Here is a 13,455-nt window from a genome sequence, read left to right as displayed (position 1 = left end):
CCATCAAACCCGCCATCCTTGCCGCCCTGGTGGCCCTGCTTGCCGTGCCGGCCATGGCCCAGCCCGCAGCAACGGCAGCGGCCGGCGCCGCGCCTGGCACAGTGGCGGCACCTGCCACCACGGCGGCCGCCGTGGCAAAGCATTACGCCCACCTGGTGCAATCAAACTATGACGACACGCTGGCCAGCACGCTGATCCTGCAAAAAGCGGTGCAGGCTTTTACCGACGCACCGTCGGACGACGGCCTCAAGGCCGCGCGCAAGGCCTGGCTGGACGCGCGCGAGTATTACGGCCAGACCGAGGCCTTCCGTTTTTACGGCGGCCCGATCGATGACAAAAACGGCCCTGAAGGCCGCATCAATGCCTGGCCCATGGACGAGTCCTATGTCGACTACGTGAAAGACGCACCCAACGCCGGCATCATCAACAACCGCAAGGCCGTGATCAACAAAAAACGGCTGGCCAGCCTGAACGAGCGCAACGGCGAAGAAAACATCGCCACCGGCTGGCACGCGATTGAATTTTTGCTGTGGGGCCAGGACCTGAGCACCACCGGCCCGGGCAACCGTTCGTTTGAAGATTTTGTGGACGGCAAGAAACCCAACGCCGACCGCCGCCGCCAATACCTCAAGGTGGTGACCGAGCTGCTGGTTGACGACCTCGGCACCCTCACCAAAGCCTGGGCGCCCACGTCGACCTCCTACCGCGCGAAGTTCGAGCGCGGCGGCATGGAGTCGGTGCGCAAGATGTTTGTCGGCCTGGGCTCGCTTTCGCGCGGTGAACTCGCCGGTGAACGCCTCGAAGTCGCCCTGGCCAGCCAGGACCAGGAAGATGAGCACTCATGCTTTTCCGACAATACGCACCGCGACGTGGTGAACAACGCCAAAGGCATCCAGAACGCCTGGCTGGGCCAGTACAAGCGCGCCGACGGCACGACGCTGGCCGGCCCGTCGCTGCGTGACCTGGTGGCGGTGAAAAACCCGGCACTGGCAGACCGCACCAGCAAGCAGATCGCAGCATCCGTCGCCGCCGCCGAAGGCATTCAGGCACCGTTTGACCGCGAAATCGTCGGCGCCAAAGACGCACCCGGCCGGCTGCGCGTGCAAAAAACCGTCGACAGCCTGGTGCAGCAAAGCAAGGACCTGGTGGAAGCCGCCAACGCCGCCGGCATCACCAAGCTGACGCTGGTCAAACCTTAATGGCCAAGGCCGCGTCGTCCCGGATGGTCACGCGCCCTGCGCGTGCAGTGCTTGCCTGCGTGGCCGCAGCGGGACTGGCGGGGCTGGCCTTCTGGGCGTCGGCAGGGCCGGGTGCGCAAGCCGGCACGGCGCCCGACGACGAGAAAACCGGCGGCGACACCACGGTGTTTGCCACTGGCCACAACGCGTTTTCATTTCCGCTGGCCAACCTGGACGATGAGGAACGCACGCGTTTTGTCATCGGTAATTCTTTCTTCAAGCGCAACTGGGTACAGGCGCCGTCCTCCACCACCGCGCGTGACGGCCTGGGCCCGCACTTCATCGCCCGCTCCTGCGGCGGCTGCCATGTGCAGGACGGCCGCGGCGCACCGCCCGACTTCAACCGCGGCCTAGCCGACCAGCCGGTCGGCCTGCTGCTGCGCCTGTCGGTGCCGGGCAAGGACGCACACGGCGGGCCGCTGCCGGATCCGGTGTACGGCGACCAGTTTTCCAATTTCGCGGTGCAGGGCGTGATGCCCGAGGGGCAGATATCGCTGCGCTACGACGTGGTGCGCGGCAAGTTTGCCGACGGCACACCCTACCAGTTGCAAAAACCCCGCTACGGTTTCAGCAAACTCCATTACGGCCCCATGGCCAAAGATGTGATGGTGAGCCCGCGCATCGCGCCGCAGATGGCCGGCGTGGGTTTGCTCGAAGCGATTCCCGAAGCGGAAATCCTGCGCAATGCGCGCGAGCAAGCCGCCTCCGACAGCCCAGTGCGCGGCGTCGTCAACCAGGTGTGGGACGCGCCGACGCAGCAGATGCGCACAGGCCGCTTCGGCTGGAAGGCCAACGTCGCCACCCTGGCACACCAGACCGCGGGCGCCTTCCTCGGCGACATGGGCATCACCTCGCCGGTCTTTCCGAAAGAGACCTGCACAGCCGCCCAGAAAGACTGCCTGGCGGCGCCGCGCGGCGCACAGGGCAAGGCGAGCGAGATTGACGAGAAAACATTCAACGACGTGGTGTTTTATGAAACCACACTGGCACCGGCGGCGCGCCGCAATCCGCGCGATGCCCAGGTGGTGCGCGGCCAGAAACTGTTTGCCGACGCACAGTGCGCCGCCTGCCACCGCCCGAGCTACGTCACCGGCGAAAGCCCATTTCCGCGGCTGGGCAGCAAGGCCGTGCAGGGCCAGACCATCTGGCCCTACACCGACTTGCTGCTGCACGACATGGGCGAAGGCCTGGCCGACGGCCGGCCCGACTTCCTGGCCGATGGCCGCCAATGGCGCACGCCGCCGCTGTGGGGCATCGGCCTTGTGCCCGACGTGAACGGCCACAACCGCCTGCTGCACGACGGCCGCGCGCGCGGCGCGCTGGAAGCCGTGCTCTGGCACGATGGCGAAGCCAAAGCCAGCAAGGACAAAGTCCTGCGGATGAATGCGCAGGAACGCACCGCGCTGGTGAAATTCCTTGAATCGCTATGAGTGCCATGAAGACATCAAGCGCCTGAACCAGGGAGCAGCCCGATGAATTCCCTCACCTCTTTGTTGCAGCCGGCCTGGCGCAGAGCCGTGCCGGCCATCGCCATGCTGCTGGCCGGCGGCGCGGCGCAGGCGCAAGTGGTCGCGCCCAACGTTGCCGTGCCGTTTTACACGGCGGGTGATTTCATGCGCGGCATCCATCGCTTCTGGTATGCGCCGCAAGCCGCCGCATTTGCCGAGCAGGCCGGCGGCCTGCCTGCGGCAATGCAAGCCGTGTGCGACGCGACCGCCACCACCGCACCCGCAAAGCTGGAGCAAGCCAAAGAGCGCTGGAAAACCACCGCGCTCGCCTGGGACCGTCTGAGCGGCGTGCAGGCCGGCCCGCTGGTGCAGCGGCGCTCGGCGCGGCAAATCGACTTTTCGCCGACGCGGCCCGAGCTCATCAAGCGGGCAATTCAGTCAGCGCCGCAAGATGCCACCGCCATGGAAAGCATAGGCTCGCCGGCCAAAGGCCTGCCGGCGCTGGAGTGGCTGCTGTGGAGCCAGCCTGTTTCGTCGTCTGCACCCGCCACACCGGCCTGCCGCTACGCGGTGCAGGTGGCCGCCGACATCCAGCGCGAAGCCGACACGCTGGCCAAAGCCTTCGGCGAACTGGCGGCGCGCAAACCCGGCGAGTCGGAAGAAAGCAATGGGCCGGCGATGAGCGAGCTGGTCAATCAGTGGACCGGTGCGCTGGAACGCCTGCGCTGGGCCGAGATGGAAAAGCCCCGCATGGCCGGGGTGCAAGGCAACCGCAATGCCGCCTACGCGCGCAGCGCCAGCGGCCAGACGGCGGCGCGCTGGGCCGCGCAATGGCAGGCGCTGCGCACACTGGGCGCATCGCAGGCGCGTGAAGCCCCTTTGCCCGGCGCCGGCCTGGCGCCGCTGGAAACCTATTTGCGCGGACTGGGCCGCAACGAGCCGGCCAACCAGCTCGCGCAAGCGGTGAACAAAACCGACAAAGCCATGCAAAGCGCATCGCCCGCCAACAAAGCCGGCATGGGCAGCGCCGGGCGCTCGCTGGCCGACCTGAAAAAACTCGCCGAAGCCGACATCGCGCCCGCGCTGGAAGTGAGCATCGGCTTTTCAGACGCCGACGGCGACTAGGCATCCACCATGAAAAAGGCTGACGCCCTGACAACACTGCAGCGCCGGCAATGGCTGGTGCTGGCGGCGGCCGGCACCGGCGCCTGGCTCAATCCCGCCCTGACAGCCGCCGTCACAGTCACTGCCCGGCCGCAGCAATTGGCCGCCGCCTGGGAGGCCGCGCACGGCTACCAGGTCGGTGTGCTGGCGTATCGCAGCGCCGCGCTCCGGGTCAGCGCCGCACTCGACGTACCGACGCGCGCCCATGGCGTGTGGGTCGAGCGCAGCGGCACGCTGCTGGCGGTGGCCCGCCGGCCGGGCGACTGGCTGCTGCGCTGGAAGCCCGAAGGCAACGGCACCGGTCAAGCCATCTCCTGGGGTTGGGCCGACCCTGACCGCGCCTTCAACGGCCACGTGATCGCCAGCCCCGACGGCAAAACGCTCTACACCACCGAAACGAATCTCGAAACCGGTGAAGGCCTGATCGGCCTGCGTGATGCCGCCACACTGGAGAAATTTGGCGAATGGCCGACCCACGGCATGGACCCGCATGAACTTTTGCTGGATGACGACGGCAGTTTGGTCGTGGCGAACGGCGGCATCCCCGCGCTGCCTGAAACCGGCCGGCTGAAAATTCACATGGACCGCATGGATGCCTCGCTGGTGCGGCTGGACACACGACGCGGCGCGCTGCTGGGACAGTGGCGACTGGCCGACAAACGCCTGAGCCTGCGGCACATGGCCTGGGGCCGCGCACCGGCGGCAGGCGGGGCGCGTGTCCTGGGCATCGCACTGCAGGCCGAGCATGACGACACGGCAACCAAAACCGCCGCGCCCGTGTTGGCGCTTTTTGACGGCCGGAAGTTGCAGACCTGTGCTGCAGGCGCCGGACAGGTGCTTGCGGGTTACGGCGGCGACATCGCCTGGGCCGCGGGCGGTTTTGCCGTGGGTTGCCCGCGCGCCAACGGCGTGGCCGTGTGGCAGGCCGATGGGCGCTGGACAGGTTTTTTTCCGCTGGAAGAAGCCTGCGCCGTCACGTCGGCCCCGGCCGCGGGCCAGGCTGACGCCATGTTGTGGGCAGGCGGGCGGCTCGCCGCACTGACACGCGACGGCGCAGGCCACACGGCTTTGCCGGCGCTCAAGAATGTGCGGCTGGACAACCACTGGGCGCCGCTGGCGGGTTAGATAACGGTTGGGTTGGCTGGCGGCATCGGCGAATCGCTATCTTTTTGATAGCTGCTCGCGCCTGTTCTTATTGGGCTACCGGCACATTTGGCAAACAAAAAGGCCCTGAAACCGCGTCCTGGCAGGGATTTTTCCGGATTTTTGTCGTCCCCCGGACAACCAAAAAAGGCTATTTTCAAAGCGAAAAACGGCTTTGACCCAAGCGGGTCCTGCGCAAGCAGCTATTGTTTTTATAGCGCCCCGATGACCTGCGGATTCGAACGCAGCTTATTCGGCGCCCTATTCGGCACCGTTATTCGGCGGACTTCACAGCTTCTTCCACAGCTCGCCATCCCTGGAGCGGTAAGTGCCACCCGTGGCGCAGCAGCCCCCTGCACCGAAGGCGATGCGTCCGAGGGTGACGGTGACGACACCGTTGTCTGCCTGCAGCGATTGCCGCTCGCAATACGTGAAGAAGGGATAGAGATCGGGTTCGAGCACCATCTGCCAGTCGCCCTCGCCGCCCTTTCCGGGCTCCCTGGCCTCCTTTGGTATGGCGCGGTAGACCTTGCAATCATGCACCGCGAGGTGCACCGGCTTACCCTCCAACAGTCCCTTGAATACGCGCTCCGGCGGTATCGCTGCCATGGGGTCCGGCTCGGCAGGTGACGGAGCCGGGACACTGCCGCCGCCTGCCAGCCCCAATCCAATCCCAAGCCCGACAACCAGCAGGAGCTGACCCCACAGCATGTTCCGCTCAGGCCTTGTCACCGGTGAAAACGCCTGCCACGCCAGCGCAGCAGCAGCCGCGGCCGAAAGCGCTGTGGCGACCCAGACCAGCAGCTCGGCGGCTTCGGTGGCTGGACTGATCGTCCAGGCAACAGCCAGCACGGCCGCATTGACCAGCAACAGCACGAGGCAAGCCCATGGCCGCACCCGGGAGAACAAGCCAGCAATCAGCAAGAGCACCGTGCACAGCAACACCGCGGGCAGGACCACCACGCCTGAAAACAGCAGTTCGAACACGCCCAGCAGCCAGCCACCACTGCCCGCCACCTTGCCAACGGTGTACAGGTAAAGCGCCAGACCCAGGCCCGGCAGGGCCAACAGCTGTGCGGCGACAAAAGCAAAGGCGTAAGGTGCGTTGGAGGTCTTCAAGGTGTCTGGGATTCTAGAGTGCGGCCGGGATACTTCCGTATGCGGACCTGAGTGAATCCCGTACGCCCAAATGCCATCGCCCCGGCAACCTTTGGCTACCGGGGCGATAGTGCTGAAGCCGGCTGCTACCGGCGCCTTAGCAGGCTTATTGCTGGCTGGTCTTCACGAGTTCAGCAGCAGCTTGGGGTGCTGCACCGGCCTTCTCGGCGCGGGGAGCGCCGAGGTTTTGCTGGGCGGTGGCGCCGTTGTAGCTGGAAGCAGAGCTGGCATTTTGGGCGTGTACCACTTCGCTTTTGACTTCCGCGCGGGTTCTGGTCGCAGGTGCCTGCATCTGGTCAAACAAATAGGAGTTGAAGGTTTGGGCAGAAGCAGCCACAGAAGTCAGGGCGGCAACAGCCACAACGGAAGCGGCGATAAAGTTCGATTTCATGATGAATATCCTCTCAAAGTTAAGTGACGTTCCGGGCATGGCGGGCTCATCTTCCCGTCTGTCCAGCCTCGGTGAGTCGCCTTGTAGTGGGCTTCGGCTCATCGATGTATGAACTTTATTCCATTCAAAACTATCAAAAAATAGCAATTTCAACAATACATTACTGTCGAATCAGCAACAATAGAGGCATTATTTAGGGGTAAACCATGGACCGGCTTCAATCAATGCGCGTTTTTCAGCAAGTGGTGGATGACGGGAGTTTTGCAGCGGCAGCGCGCAAATTCGACATGTCTTCCGCCGTGGTGACCCGGCTGGTCGGCGACCTGGAAGATCACCTTGGGGTGCGGCTGCTGCAGCGCACCACCCGCCGCCTGGCACTCACCGATGCGGGGGAAACCTACCTGGCCCGCGTGCGCCATATCCTGAACGACATTGATGAAGCCCACGCCGCCGCCCAGGCGCACGCCCAGGAAATGTCAGGCGTCATCCGCATCCTGACGCCGCCGGTGTTCGCCACCCATGTGCTGGCGCCGCTGGTGGCCGAGTTCGGGCGGCGCTACCCCAAGGTCGTGCTGGACATCCATGCGGACTCGCCACTGGTGCCGCCCATTGAAGACTACGACCTGACCCTGCTGGGCGCCGCTGATACTTTCGACGCCAACATCATTGCGCGGCCCATCGCCTCCTCGGACGGCATCCTGTGCGCCTCGCCCGACTACTTGCGGGAGCATGGCATTCCGCTGCAACCGGAAGATCTCGCCAGCCACCGCTGCCTGCGCGTCAAGCTCCAGGCGAACCGGCACCGCACCCTGCGCCTCATCAACCCGGAGGAACACAACCGGGAAGTGGAGGTTCAGATCGAACCCGCGCTGCTGGTCAACAACACCACCGCGCTGATTCGGGCTTGCCTTGACGGCGCCGGCATCAGCATCCAGGCCATCGACATCGTGGCGAAGTACCTCCAGAACGGCGAGCTGCAGCGGGTTTTGCCGCATTGGATCACGGGAAGGAACACGCTGTATGCAGCGCTGCCCAGCCGCAAATTCATTCCTGCCCGCACCAGCGTGTTTCTGGAGTTCATGACCGAGTACACGCGCGCTGTGCTCAAAAAGATGGAAGCGCGGCAGGACTGAGCCTGCGCCGGGCGCACGGCAAAAGCACTCACGCCAGCGGCCGGTGTGGAAATGCGGCCTTGCGGCCCCATGTATCAACGGCAGCCTTTGCCCGGTTTGCCGGCGTATGCCGTGAAACTCCACCCCTCGCCAAACACGTTGCGCCAATCGCGAAGACGTGAACGAACTTTTTGCACACCAAAAAGTTCCAGGACTACACGCCGTTATTGTTCCGGTTTCGACAATTGAATGTTCTGCCAATACGCACTTGTGTATCTGCGCCGCGGAACAAGGTTTGATACATCGGTGAGCCACCTATTCAAAGCGACTCAGCGATGAAGGCCTCACGGGCAGAACGCCCGTCCGACCTGTTTTCACAATTGTTCTTAAAGGAAATTCACCATGAAATCGACGAAACTTGTTTCCGCATCCGTTCTTGCCCTTGCAGCGCTCGCCTCGGCGAACAGCTTTGCCCAGGACAGCAACTACCCCGGCAATGAAGTGAGCGCCGCCAGCACCAGGACCCGCGCCGACGTCCGCGCAGAGTTGCTGCAATCACCGCGCGCGTCATACCAGGTCAACAGCGACAGCAGCTATCCTGGCACTGATGCCACCCCCGTTGCAGGCACCAAGACCCGCGCCGAAGTCCGCGCTGAACTGGAGCAGGCACAGCACGAAGGCTACAAGCTGAGCGTTGACAACTCCTACCCCAGCGACTTCAACGTACCTGCCGCACACGGCAGGGCACACTCCGCGGGTTAAGCAGCGCCGCACCGCCAGCCGGCGTGTGCATCTCTCGTTAAACCGCATTGCAACGTCCAGGAAGCCTCCGGCTTTCTGGACGTTGGCCTGCGCGCAGCACCGTCCCTTCCTTCCCTGTTGTCCATCCTGGCGTCGCGTGAAGGACATTCAACAAGTCAGCGATCAAAATTGCCTTGGCACGCATAGTTGCAAAATCATGTATGATGCGTATCATGCGAAACACCAAGATCAACGCCAGAACGGCCGCCAAGGAGGCCTCCCACGAACGTATCGTCTCCGTAGCCGCGCGGGCAATACGCCGCAGCGGCTATAGCGGCACCGGCGTGGCCGACATCATGAAAGAGGCCGGCCTGACCCATGGTGCGTTTTACGCCCACTTCGCGTCGCGCGAGGCCATGCTGGCCGAAGCCGCAACGCGGGCCTGTGCCGAATCGGCGGCCGTGGTGGCGGGTGTTGCGGCCGGCTCGCCGCCTGAACAGGCCATGGCGGCCATGTTGCGCGCCTACCTCTCACCGGAGCACCGGGAGCAGGTTGAGATGGGCTGCCCCCTGGCCGCGCTGGGTTCGGAGACGCCGCGCCAGGCGCCTGAAGTGCGCCGCGCGACCACCCGGCATGTCAAGGAAATGGTGGATTTCGTCGCCCGCCAGTCACCCGATTGGGGCCAGCCCGGCGCCCACGAGCGCGCGCTGGCGACGGTCGCCACCATGGTCGGCACCTTGCTGCTGGCGCGCGTGGTCGACGAGCCCGCGCTGGCGGACAGCTTTTGCGAAGCCGCGCTGAAGCAGCTGGTACCGGTCTCCCACTGAATTCATTTTTTTTGAAGCACGCCTGCTTTTTTCTTCGCCATTACATATGACGATCATCATTCAAAATTCACTTCAAACTGAAAGAACAACACCATGAACACCGAAAACAAAATTGCCCTTGTGACGGGCGCCTCCTCAGGCATCGGAAAAGAGACGGCAGAGCGGCTTGCAAAAGCCGGCTACAAGGTCTACGGCACCAGCCGGCGCGGCGACCGGACGGGCGGGCAGCCCTTCGAGATGCTGGCCCTGGATGTGACCCAGGACGCGTCGGTTGAAGCCGCGGTGCAACAGCTGATTCAGCTTGAGGGCCGCATCGACCTGCTGGTCAACAACGCGGGCTTCGGCGTCGCCCCGGCTGGTGCGGAGGAAAGTTCGATCACGCAGGCCCAGGCGATCTTCGACACCAACTTCTTCGGGATCGTCCGAATGACGCGCGCCGTCGTGCCGCACATGCGCCGACAGGGCGCGGGACGCATCATCAACATCGGCTCGGTGCTTGGTTTCCTGCCAATGCCGTACGGGGCACTGTATGCGGCGACGAAGCATGCCATCGAAGGCTACTCCGAGTCGCTTGACCATGAGCTGCGCACGAGGGGCATCCGGGTCTCGGTCATCGAGCCTGCATACACGAAGACGCCGTTCGACGCGAACTTCCTGGAACCCGACGCTCAGCTCGATGAGTACCGCGAGGTTCGCGCTGCCGTGAGCCAGCGCGTGAAGGAAGTGATGGCAACTGCGGAACAGCCAGGCGTCGTGGCGGACGTCGTGCTGAAAGCTGCCAGTGCCGCTCGTCCCAAACTCCGATACACCGCAGGCGGACTCGCGAGTCGCCTGCGATTGCTCCGCACATTTGCGCCTGCGGGTCTGGTGGATGCCGGGATTCGAAAAGATCTGCGGCTCGACGTGATGCCAACAGTGACAACATCATGAAAGCATTCATCGTTGAACGTTATGGAAAAAAGAGCAGTTTGCGGTTGACGGACATGCCGAGCCCGGAGCTGCGCGATGACGAGGTCATGGTCCAGGTGCATGCCGCTGGCGTGAACCAGCTGGACTTCAAGATCCGCGACGGCGAGTTCAAACTCATACTGCCCTATCGCCTGCCTCTCATTCTGGGCCACGACGTCGCTGGGGTGGTCGTCAAGGTCGGCCCAGGCGTGCGGCAGTTCAAGCCGGGCGATGAGGTCTACGCCCGGCCGGATGATTTCCGGATCGGTACCTTCGCTGAATTCGTCCCGGTCAAGGAGGCATCCCTGGCGCTCAAACCTGCGGGGCTCACGATGGAAGAAGCCGCGTCCATCCCGCTGGTGGCCTTAACGGCCTGGCAAGCACTGGTCGAGAAGGCCAAGCTGAAAAAAGGGCAGAAGGTTTTCATCCAGGCTGGCTCAGGGGGCGTTGGCACCTTTGCCATCCAGTTGGCCAAGCACCTGGGCGCTACCGTTGCCACGACGACAAGCACGGGCAATGTCGCACTTGTGAAGAGTCTGGGCGCGGACGTCGTGATCGACTACAAGACGCAGGACTTCGAAGACATCTTGCGCGACTACGACGTGGTCCTGAACAGCCAGGACGGCAAGACGCTTGAAAAATCCCTGCGGATTCTCAAGGCCGGCGGGAAGCTCATCTCCATCTCCGGCCCACCTGATCCCGCATTCGGCAAGGAAAGCAGTGCTCCTGCATTCGTAAAGCTGGTGATTCGCATGCTGAGTTCAGGCATCCGGCGCAGGGCAAAGAGCCGTGGAGTGGACTACGCGTTCCTCTTCATGAAGGCAAGTGGCAGCCAACTGCGCGAGATCACGCGGCTCTTCGATGCTGGAGCCATCCGTCCAGTGATGGACCGGATCTTTCCGTTCGAAGCAACCAACGAGGCCTTGGCCTACGTCGAGGCGGGCCGTGCAAAAGGCAAGGTCGTCATCAAGGTCAAGTGAGCCAGTTTTCCCTAATCAGCTTTTCCCACCCACTGGAGTTTTCTCATGCAAATCAAAAACGCTGTTGTTCTCGTCACCGGCGCCAATCGCGGCATCGGCCTGGCATTCGCGCACGAGCTGCTCGCCCGCGGTGCCCGCAAGGTCTACGCGGCCGCTCGCGACCCTGCCACCATCACCTTGCCAGGCGTTCAGGCTTTGAAGCTCGACGTCACCAAGCCGGAAGACGTAGCGGCCGCCGCGGCACTGGCGTCGGATGTCACGCTGGTAATCAATAATGCCGGCATTGCCCAGCCGGGCGGTTTTCTGGCGGCCGACAGTGAAGATATCACCCGGCGCATCTTCGAGACCAACGTCTACGGCGTGTTGCGCATAAGCAAGGCCTTCGCGCCAGTGCTCAAAGGCAACGGCGGCGGCGCCCTGCTCAATGTGTTGTCGGTGGCCTCGTGGGTGAACGGCGGTGAGCTGGCAGCTTATTCAGCCAGCAAGTCCGCGGCCTGGTCGCTCACCAATGCCTTGCGCAGTGAACTGGCGGCGCAAAAGACGCAGGTGCTGGGGCTGCACATGGCCTATGTAGATACCGACCTCACGCGCGGCTTCGAGGTTCCGAAGGCCAGCCCTGAAGACATCGTCAAGCGTGCGCTCGACGGACTCGAATCGGGGGCTGATGAAGTGCTGGCCGATGAAATCACCCAACATGTCAAAGCCGGGATGACGGCGGCCAGACCCAGCTACCTTCCGCAGGCATCCTGACTTCGAAACCTGGCCGGAGCCTCTGCGCCTGCAGGTTGTGGCCGATGCCATCGCCACGCCAACGCACGGGTGGTGACTCCACTTTCTATGGCTGAAAGTGAGGTGCGAGGCTGCTGTACAACCCTGCCAGACGGGCGGCGCGGTCCTGCATCCGCGTGCGCTCGGCCGCTCGCACCTCGAATACGCCAGTCACCTCTGGCGCACGAAATATTCCCGCCGCTTCGCCCGGATCGCAGGCCAGCCAGGCCAGCCGGGCCGCGCCCAGCGACGGGCCAACCTCGGCATCCGCGTGCCGGACTACCTGCAGGCCGGTAGCGTCGGCCAGCATTTGAGCCCAATAGGCATTGCGCGAGCCGCCGCCAATCAGGCTGACACACGCCAGGCCAGGCTGAACCGACTGCAGCGCGGCAATCCCCTGCGCCATGCCCAGGCACACACCCTCGAGCGTGGCATTCACAATGTCTTCGCGCTGCGTGCCTGCGTGCATGCCGAAGAACACGGCTTTGGCATGCGGATTGTTGTGCGGCGTGCGTTCGCCGTTCAGATAAGGCAGGAACAACGGCGTATCTTCACGCAAGCCGCGCTGCTCCGCCTGCGCAAGCAGCACGGCCACGTCGCGCTCTCCCAGCAGCCCCGCTGTGAACTCGAGGCACGAGGCGGCCGACAGCATCACGGACATCAGGTGCCAGGCCTGCGGCAGCGCGTGGCAGAAGCTGTGCACCGCCTGCTGCGGATTCGCGACAAAAGCGCCGGTAGCCACGAACACCACGCCGGACGTTCCAAGGGACAGCATCGCGTCGCCCGGGTTGACCACGCCGGCGCCCAGTGCACCTGCGGCGTTGTCGCTGGCGCCGGCCACCACCGACACTTCGCGCAAGCCCCAATGCTGCGCCACCTCGGGCAGCAGGGTTCCGGTGACCTCCGGGCCTTCATACAACCTGGGTATGCAGTCGGAGGACAGACCGCAAGCGGCCAGGAGCTCGTGACTCCATTCGCGCCTTCCGACATCCAGCCACAGCGTGCCGGATGCGTCGGACAGATCGGTCGCATAGTCGCCGGTCAGACGCCAGCGCAGCCAATCCTTGGGCAGCAGTACTTGCCGGATCCGGTCGAACACGCCGGGCTCGTGTCTGGATACCCAAAGCAGCTTGGGCGCCGTGAAACCCGGCATCATCAGGTTGCCGGTGATCTGCCGCGACTGCGGCACCGCCCGCTCCAGTTCCGCGCATTCCGCCGCCGCCCGGCCGTCGTTCCAGAGGATGGCCGGCCGCAGAACTTCACCGCGCCCATCCAGCAAGGTTGCGCCGTGCATCTGCCCGGTCAGGCCGATGGCCTCGATCTCGCTGCCTGTGCGGCCGCCGCGCCGCAACTCCTGCAACGCGGCACCTACGGCGGCATCGCACGCACGCCACCATTCGGAAGGATGCTGCTCGCGCCACAAGGGATGGGGGGCATCCACCGACAGCGGCGCGGAGCCGCTGGCCACCAGGCTGTGGCCACGGTCCAGCACGACCGCCTTGACACTGGAGGTGCCCAGATCAATGCCCATGAACAT

13 protein-coding genes are annotated in these 13,455 nt (G+C 64.2%); 10 read left to right on the top strand and 3 right to left on the bottom strand.

Features of this window, described 5'->3' with window-relative positions; all coding sequences use genetic code 11:
- The first annotated feature begins 53 nt into the window (after nucleotides 1-53).
- The 4 genes from AC1DVV_RS17175 to AC1DVV_RS17160 are packed head-to-tail and all read left to right on the top strand — an operon-like array spanning nucleotide 54 to nucleotide 4,975.
- The gene (locus tag AC1DVV_RS17175) at nucleotides 54-1,199 is read left to right on the top strand and encodes an imelysin family protein (RefSeq protein WP_477701928.1); all 1,146 of its coding nucleotides are present in this window, start codon (nucleotides 54-56) and stop codon (nucleotides 1,197-1,199) included.
- Nucleotides 1,199-2,668 (top strand): di-heme oxidoreductase family protein, encoded by a 1,470-nt coding sequence (locus AC1DVV_RS17170; protein ID WP_477689806.1) that lies wholly within the window; start codon nucleotides 1,199-1,201, stop codon nucleotides 2,666-2,668. Before AC1DVV_RS17175 ends, AC1DVV_RS17170 begins: the two co-directional genes overlap by 1 nt.
- A 42-nt stretch (nucleotides 2,669-2,710) precedes the next feature.
- Entirely contained in the window at nucleotides 2,711-3,811 is a 1,101-nt protein-coding gene (locus AC1DVV_RS17165) for an imelysin family protein (RefSeq protein ID WP_477701916.1), read from the top strand.
- A 9-nt stretch (nucleotides 3,812-3,820) separates the two neighbouring features.
- Nucleotides 3,821-4,975 (top strand): DUF1513 domain-containing protein, encoded by a 1,155-nt coding sequence (locus AC1DVV_RS17160; protein WP_477701917.1) that lies wholly within the window; start codon nucleotides 3,821-3,823, stop codon nucleotides 4,973-4,975.
- A gap of 306 nt (nucleotides 4,976-5,281) precedes the next feature.
- On the opposite strand, the gene AC1DVV_RS17155 is transcribed toward AC1DVV_RS17160, so the two are convergent.
- Both AC1DVV_RS17155 and AC1DVV_RS17150 read right to left on the bottom strand, forming a co-directional pair.
- Nucleotides 5,282-6,112 (bottom strand): hypothetical protein, encoded by an 831-nt coding sequence (locus tag AC1DVV_RS17155; RefSeq protein WP_477701918.1) that lies wholly within the window; start codon nucleotides 6,110-6,112, stop codon nucleotides 5,282-5,284.
- Between the two features lie 145 nt (nucleotides 6,113-6,257).
- On the bottom strand, nucleotides 6,258-6,542 hold the full coding sequence (locus tag AC1DVV_RS17150; protein WP_477666869.1) for a DUF4148 domain-containing protein: 285 nt from the start codon (nucleotides 6,540-6,542) through the stop codon (nucleotides 6,258-6,260).
- A 206-nt stretch (nucleotides 6,543-6,748) separates the two neighbouring features.
- Between AC1DVV_RS17150 and AC1DVV_RS17145 the strand changes: the two genes are divergently transcribed.
- The 6 genes from AC1DVV_RS17145 (at nucleotide 6,749) to AC1DVV_RS17120 (ending at nucleotide 11,900) form a co-directional block, all read left to right on the top strand.
- The gene (locus tag AC1DVV_RS17145; protein ID WP_477666870.1) at nucleotides 6,749-7,675 is read left to right on the top strand and encodes a LysR family transcriptional regulator; all 927 of its coding nucleotides are present in this window, start codon (nucleotides 6,749-6,751) and stop codon (nucleotides 7,673-7,675) included.
- 381 nt (nucleotides 7,676-8,056) lie between these two features.
- On the top strand, nucleotides 8,057-8,416 hold the full coding sequence (locus AC1DVV_RS17140; RefSeq protein WP_477666871.1) for a DUF4148 domain-containing protein: 360 nt from the start codon (nucleotides 8,057-8,059) through the stop codon (nucleotides 8,414-8,416).
- A 200-nt stretch (nucleotides 8,417-8,616) separates the two neighbouring features.
- Entirely contained in the window at nucleotides 8,617-9,222 is a 606-nt protein-coding gene (locus AC1DVV_RS17135; RefSeq protein ID WP_477666872.1) for a TetR/AcrR family transcriptional regulator, read from the top strand.
- Nucleotides 9,223-9,315: 93 nt separating this feature from the next.
- Complete coding sequence (locus tag AC1DVV_RS17130) at nucleotides 9,316-10,152, top strand: oxidoreductase (protein ID WP_477689801.1); 837 nt, start codon at nucleotides 9,316-9,318, stop codon at nucleotides 10,150-10,152.
- Nucleotides 10,149-11,150: an NADP-dependent oxidoreductase gene (locus AC1DVV_RS17125; RefSeq protein ID WP_457282656.1), complete on the top strand. Its 1,002-nt coding sequence runs from the start codon at nucleotides 10,149-10,151 to the stop codon at nucleotides 11,148-11,150. The genes AC1DVV_RS17130 and AC1DVV_RS17125 overlap by 4 nt, the downstream gene beginning before the upstream one ends.
- A 45-nt stretch (nucleotides 11,151-11,195) precedes the next feature.
- Nucleotides 11,196-11,900: an SDR family oxidoreductase gene (locus AC1DVV_RS17120; protein ID WP_457282655.1), complete on the top strand. Its 705-nt coding sequence runs from the start codon at nucleotides 11,196-11,198 to the stop codon at nucleotides 11,898-11,900.
- 85 nt (nucleotides 11,901-11,985) lie between these two features.
- Here the strand turns inward: AC1DVV_RS17120 and xylB are convergent, their stop codons facing one another.
- A complete protein-coding gene (gene xylB, locus AC1DVV_RS17115; RefSeq protein WP_477701921.1) occupies nucleotides 11,986-13,455 on the bottom strand; it encodes a xylulokinase in 1,470 nt (489 codons plus the stop codon).

The sequence above is a fragment of the Polaromonas sp. P3_B4 genome (assembly GCF_056402835.1).
This window is presented reverse-complemented; position numbering and strand designations above follow the sequence as displayed.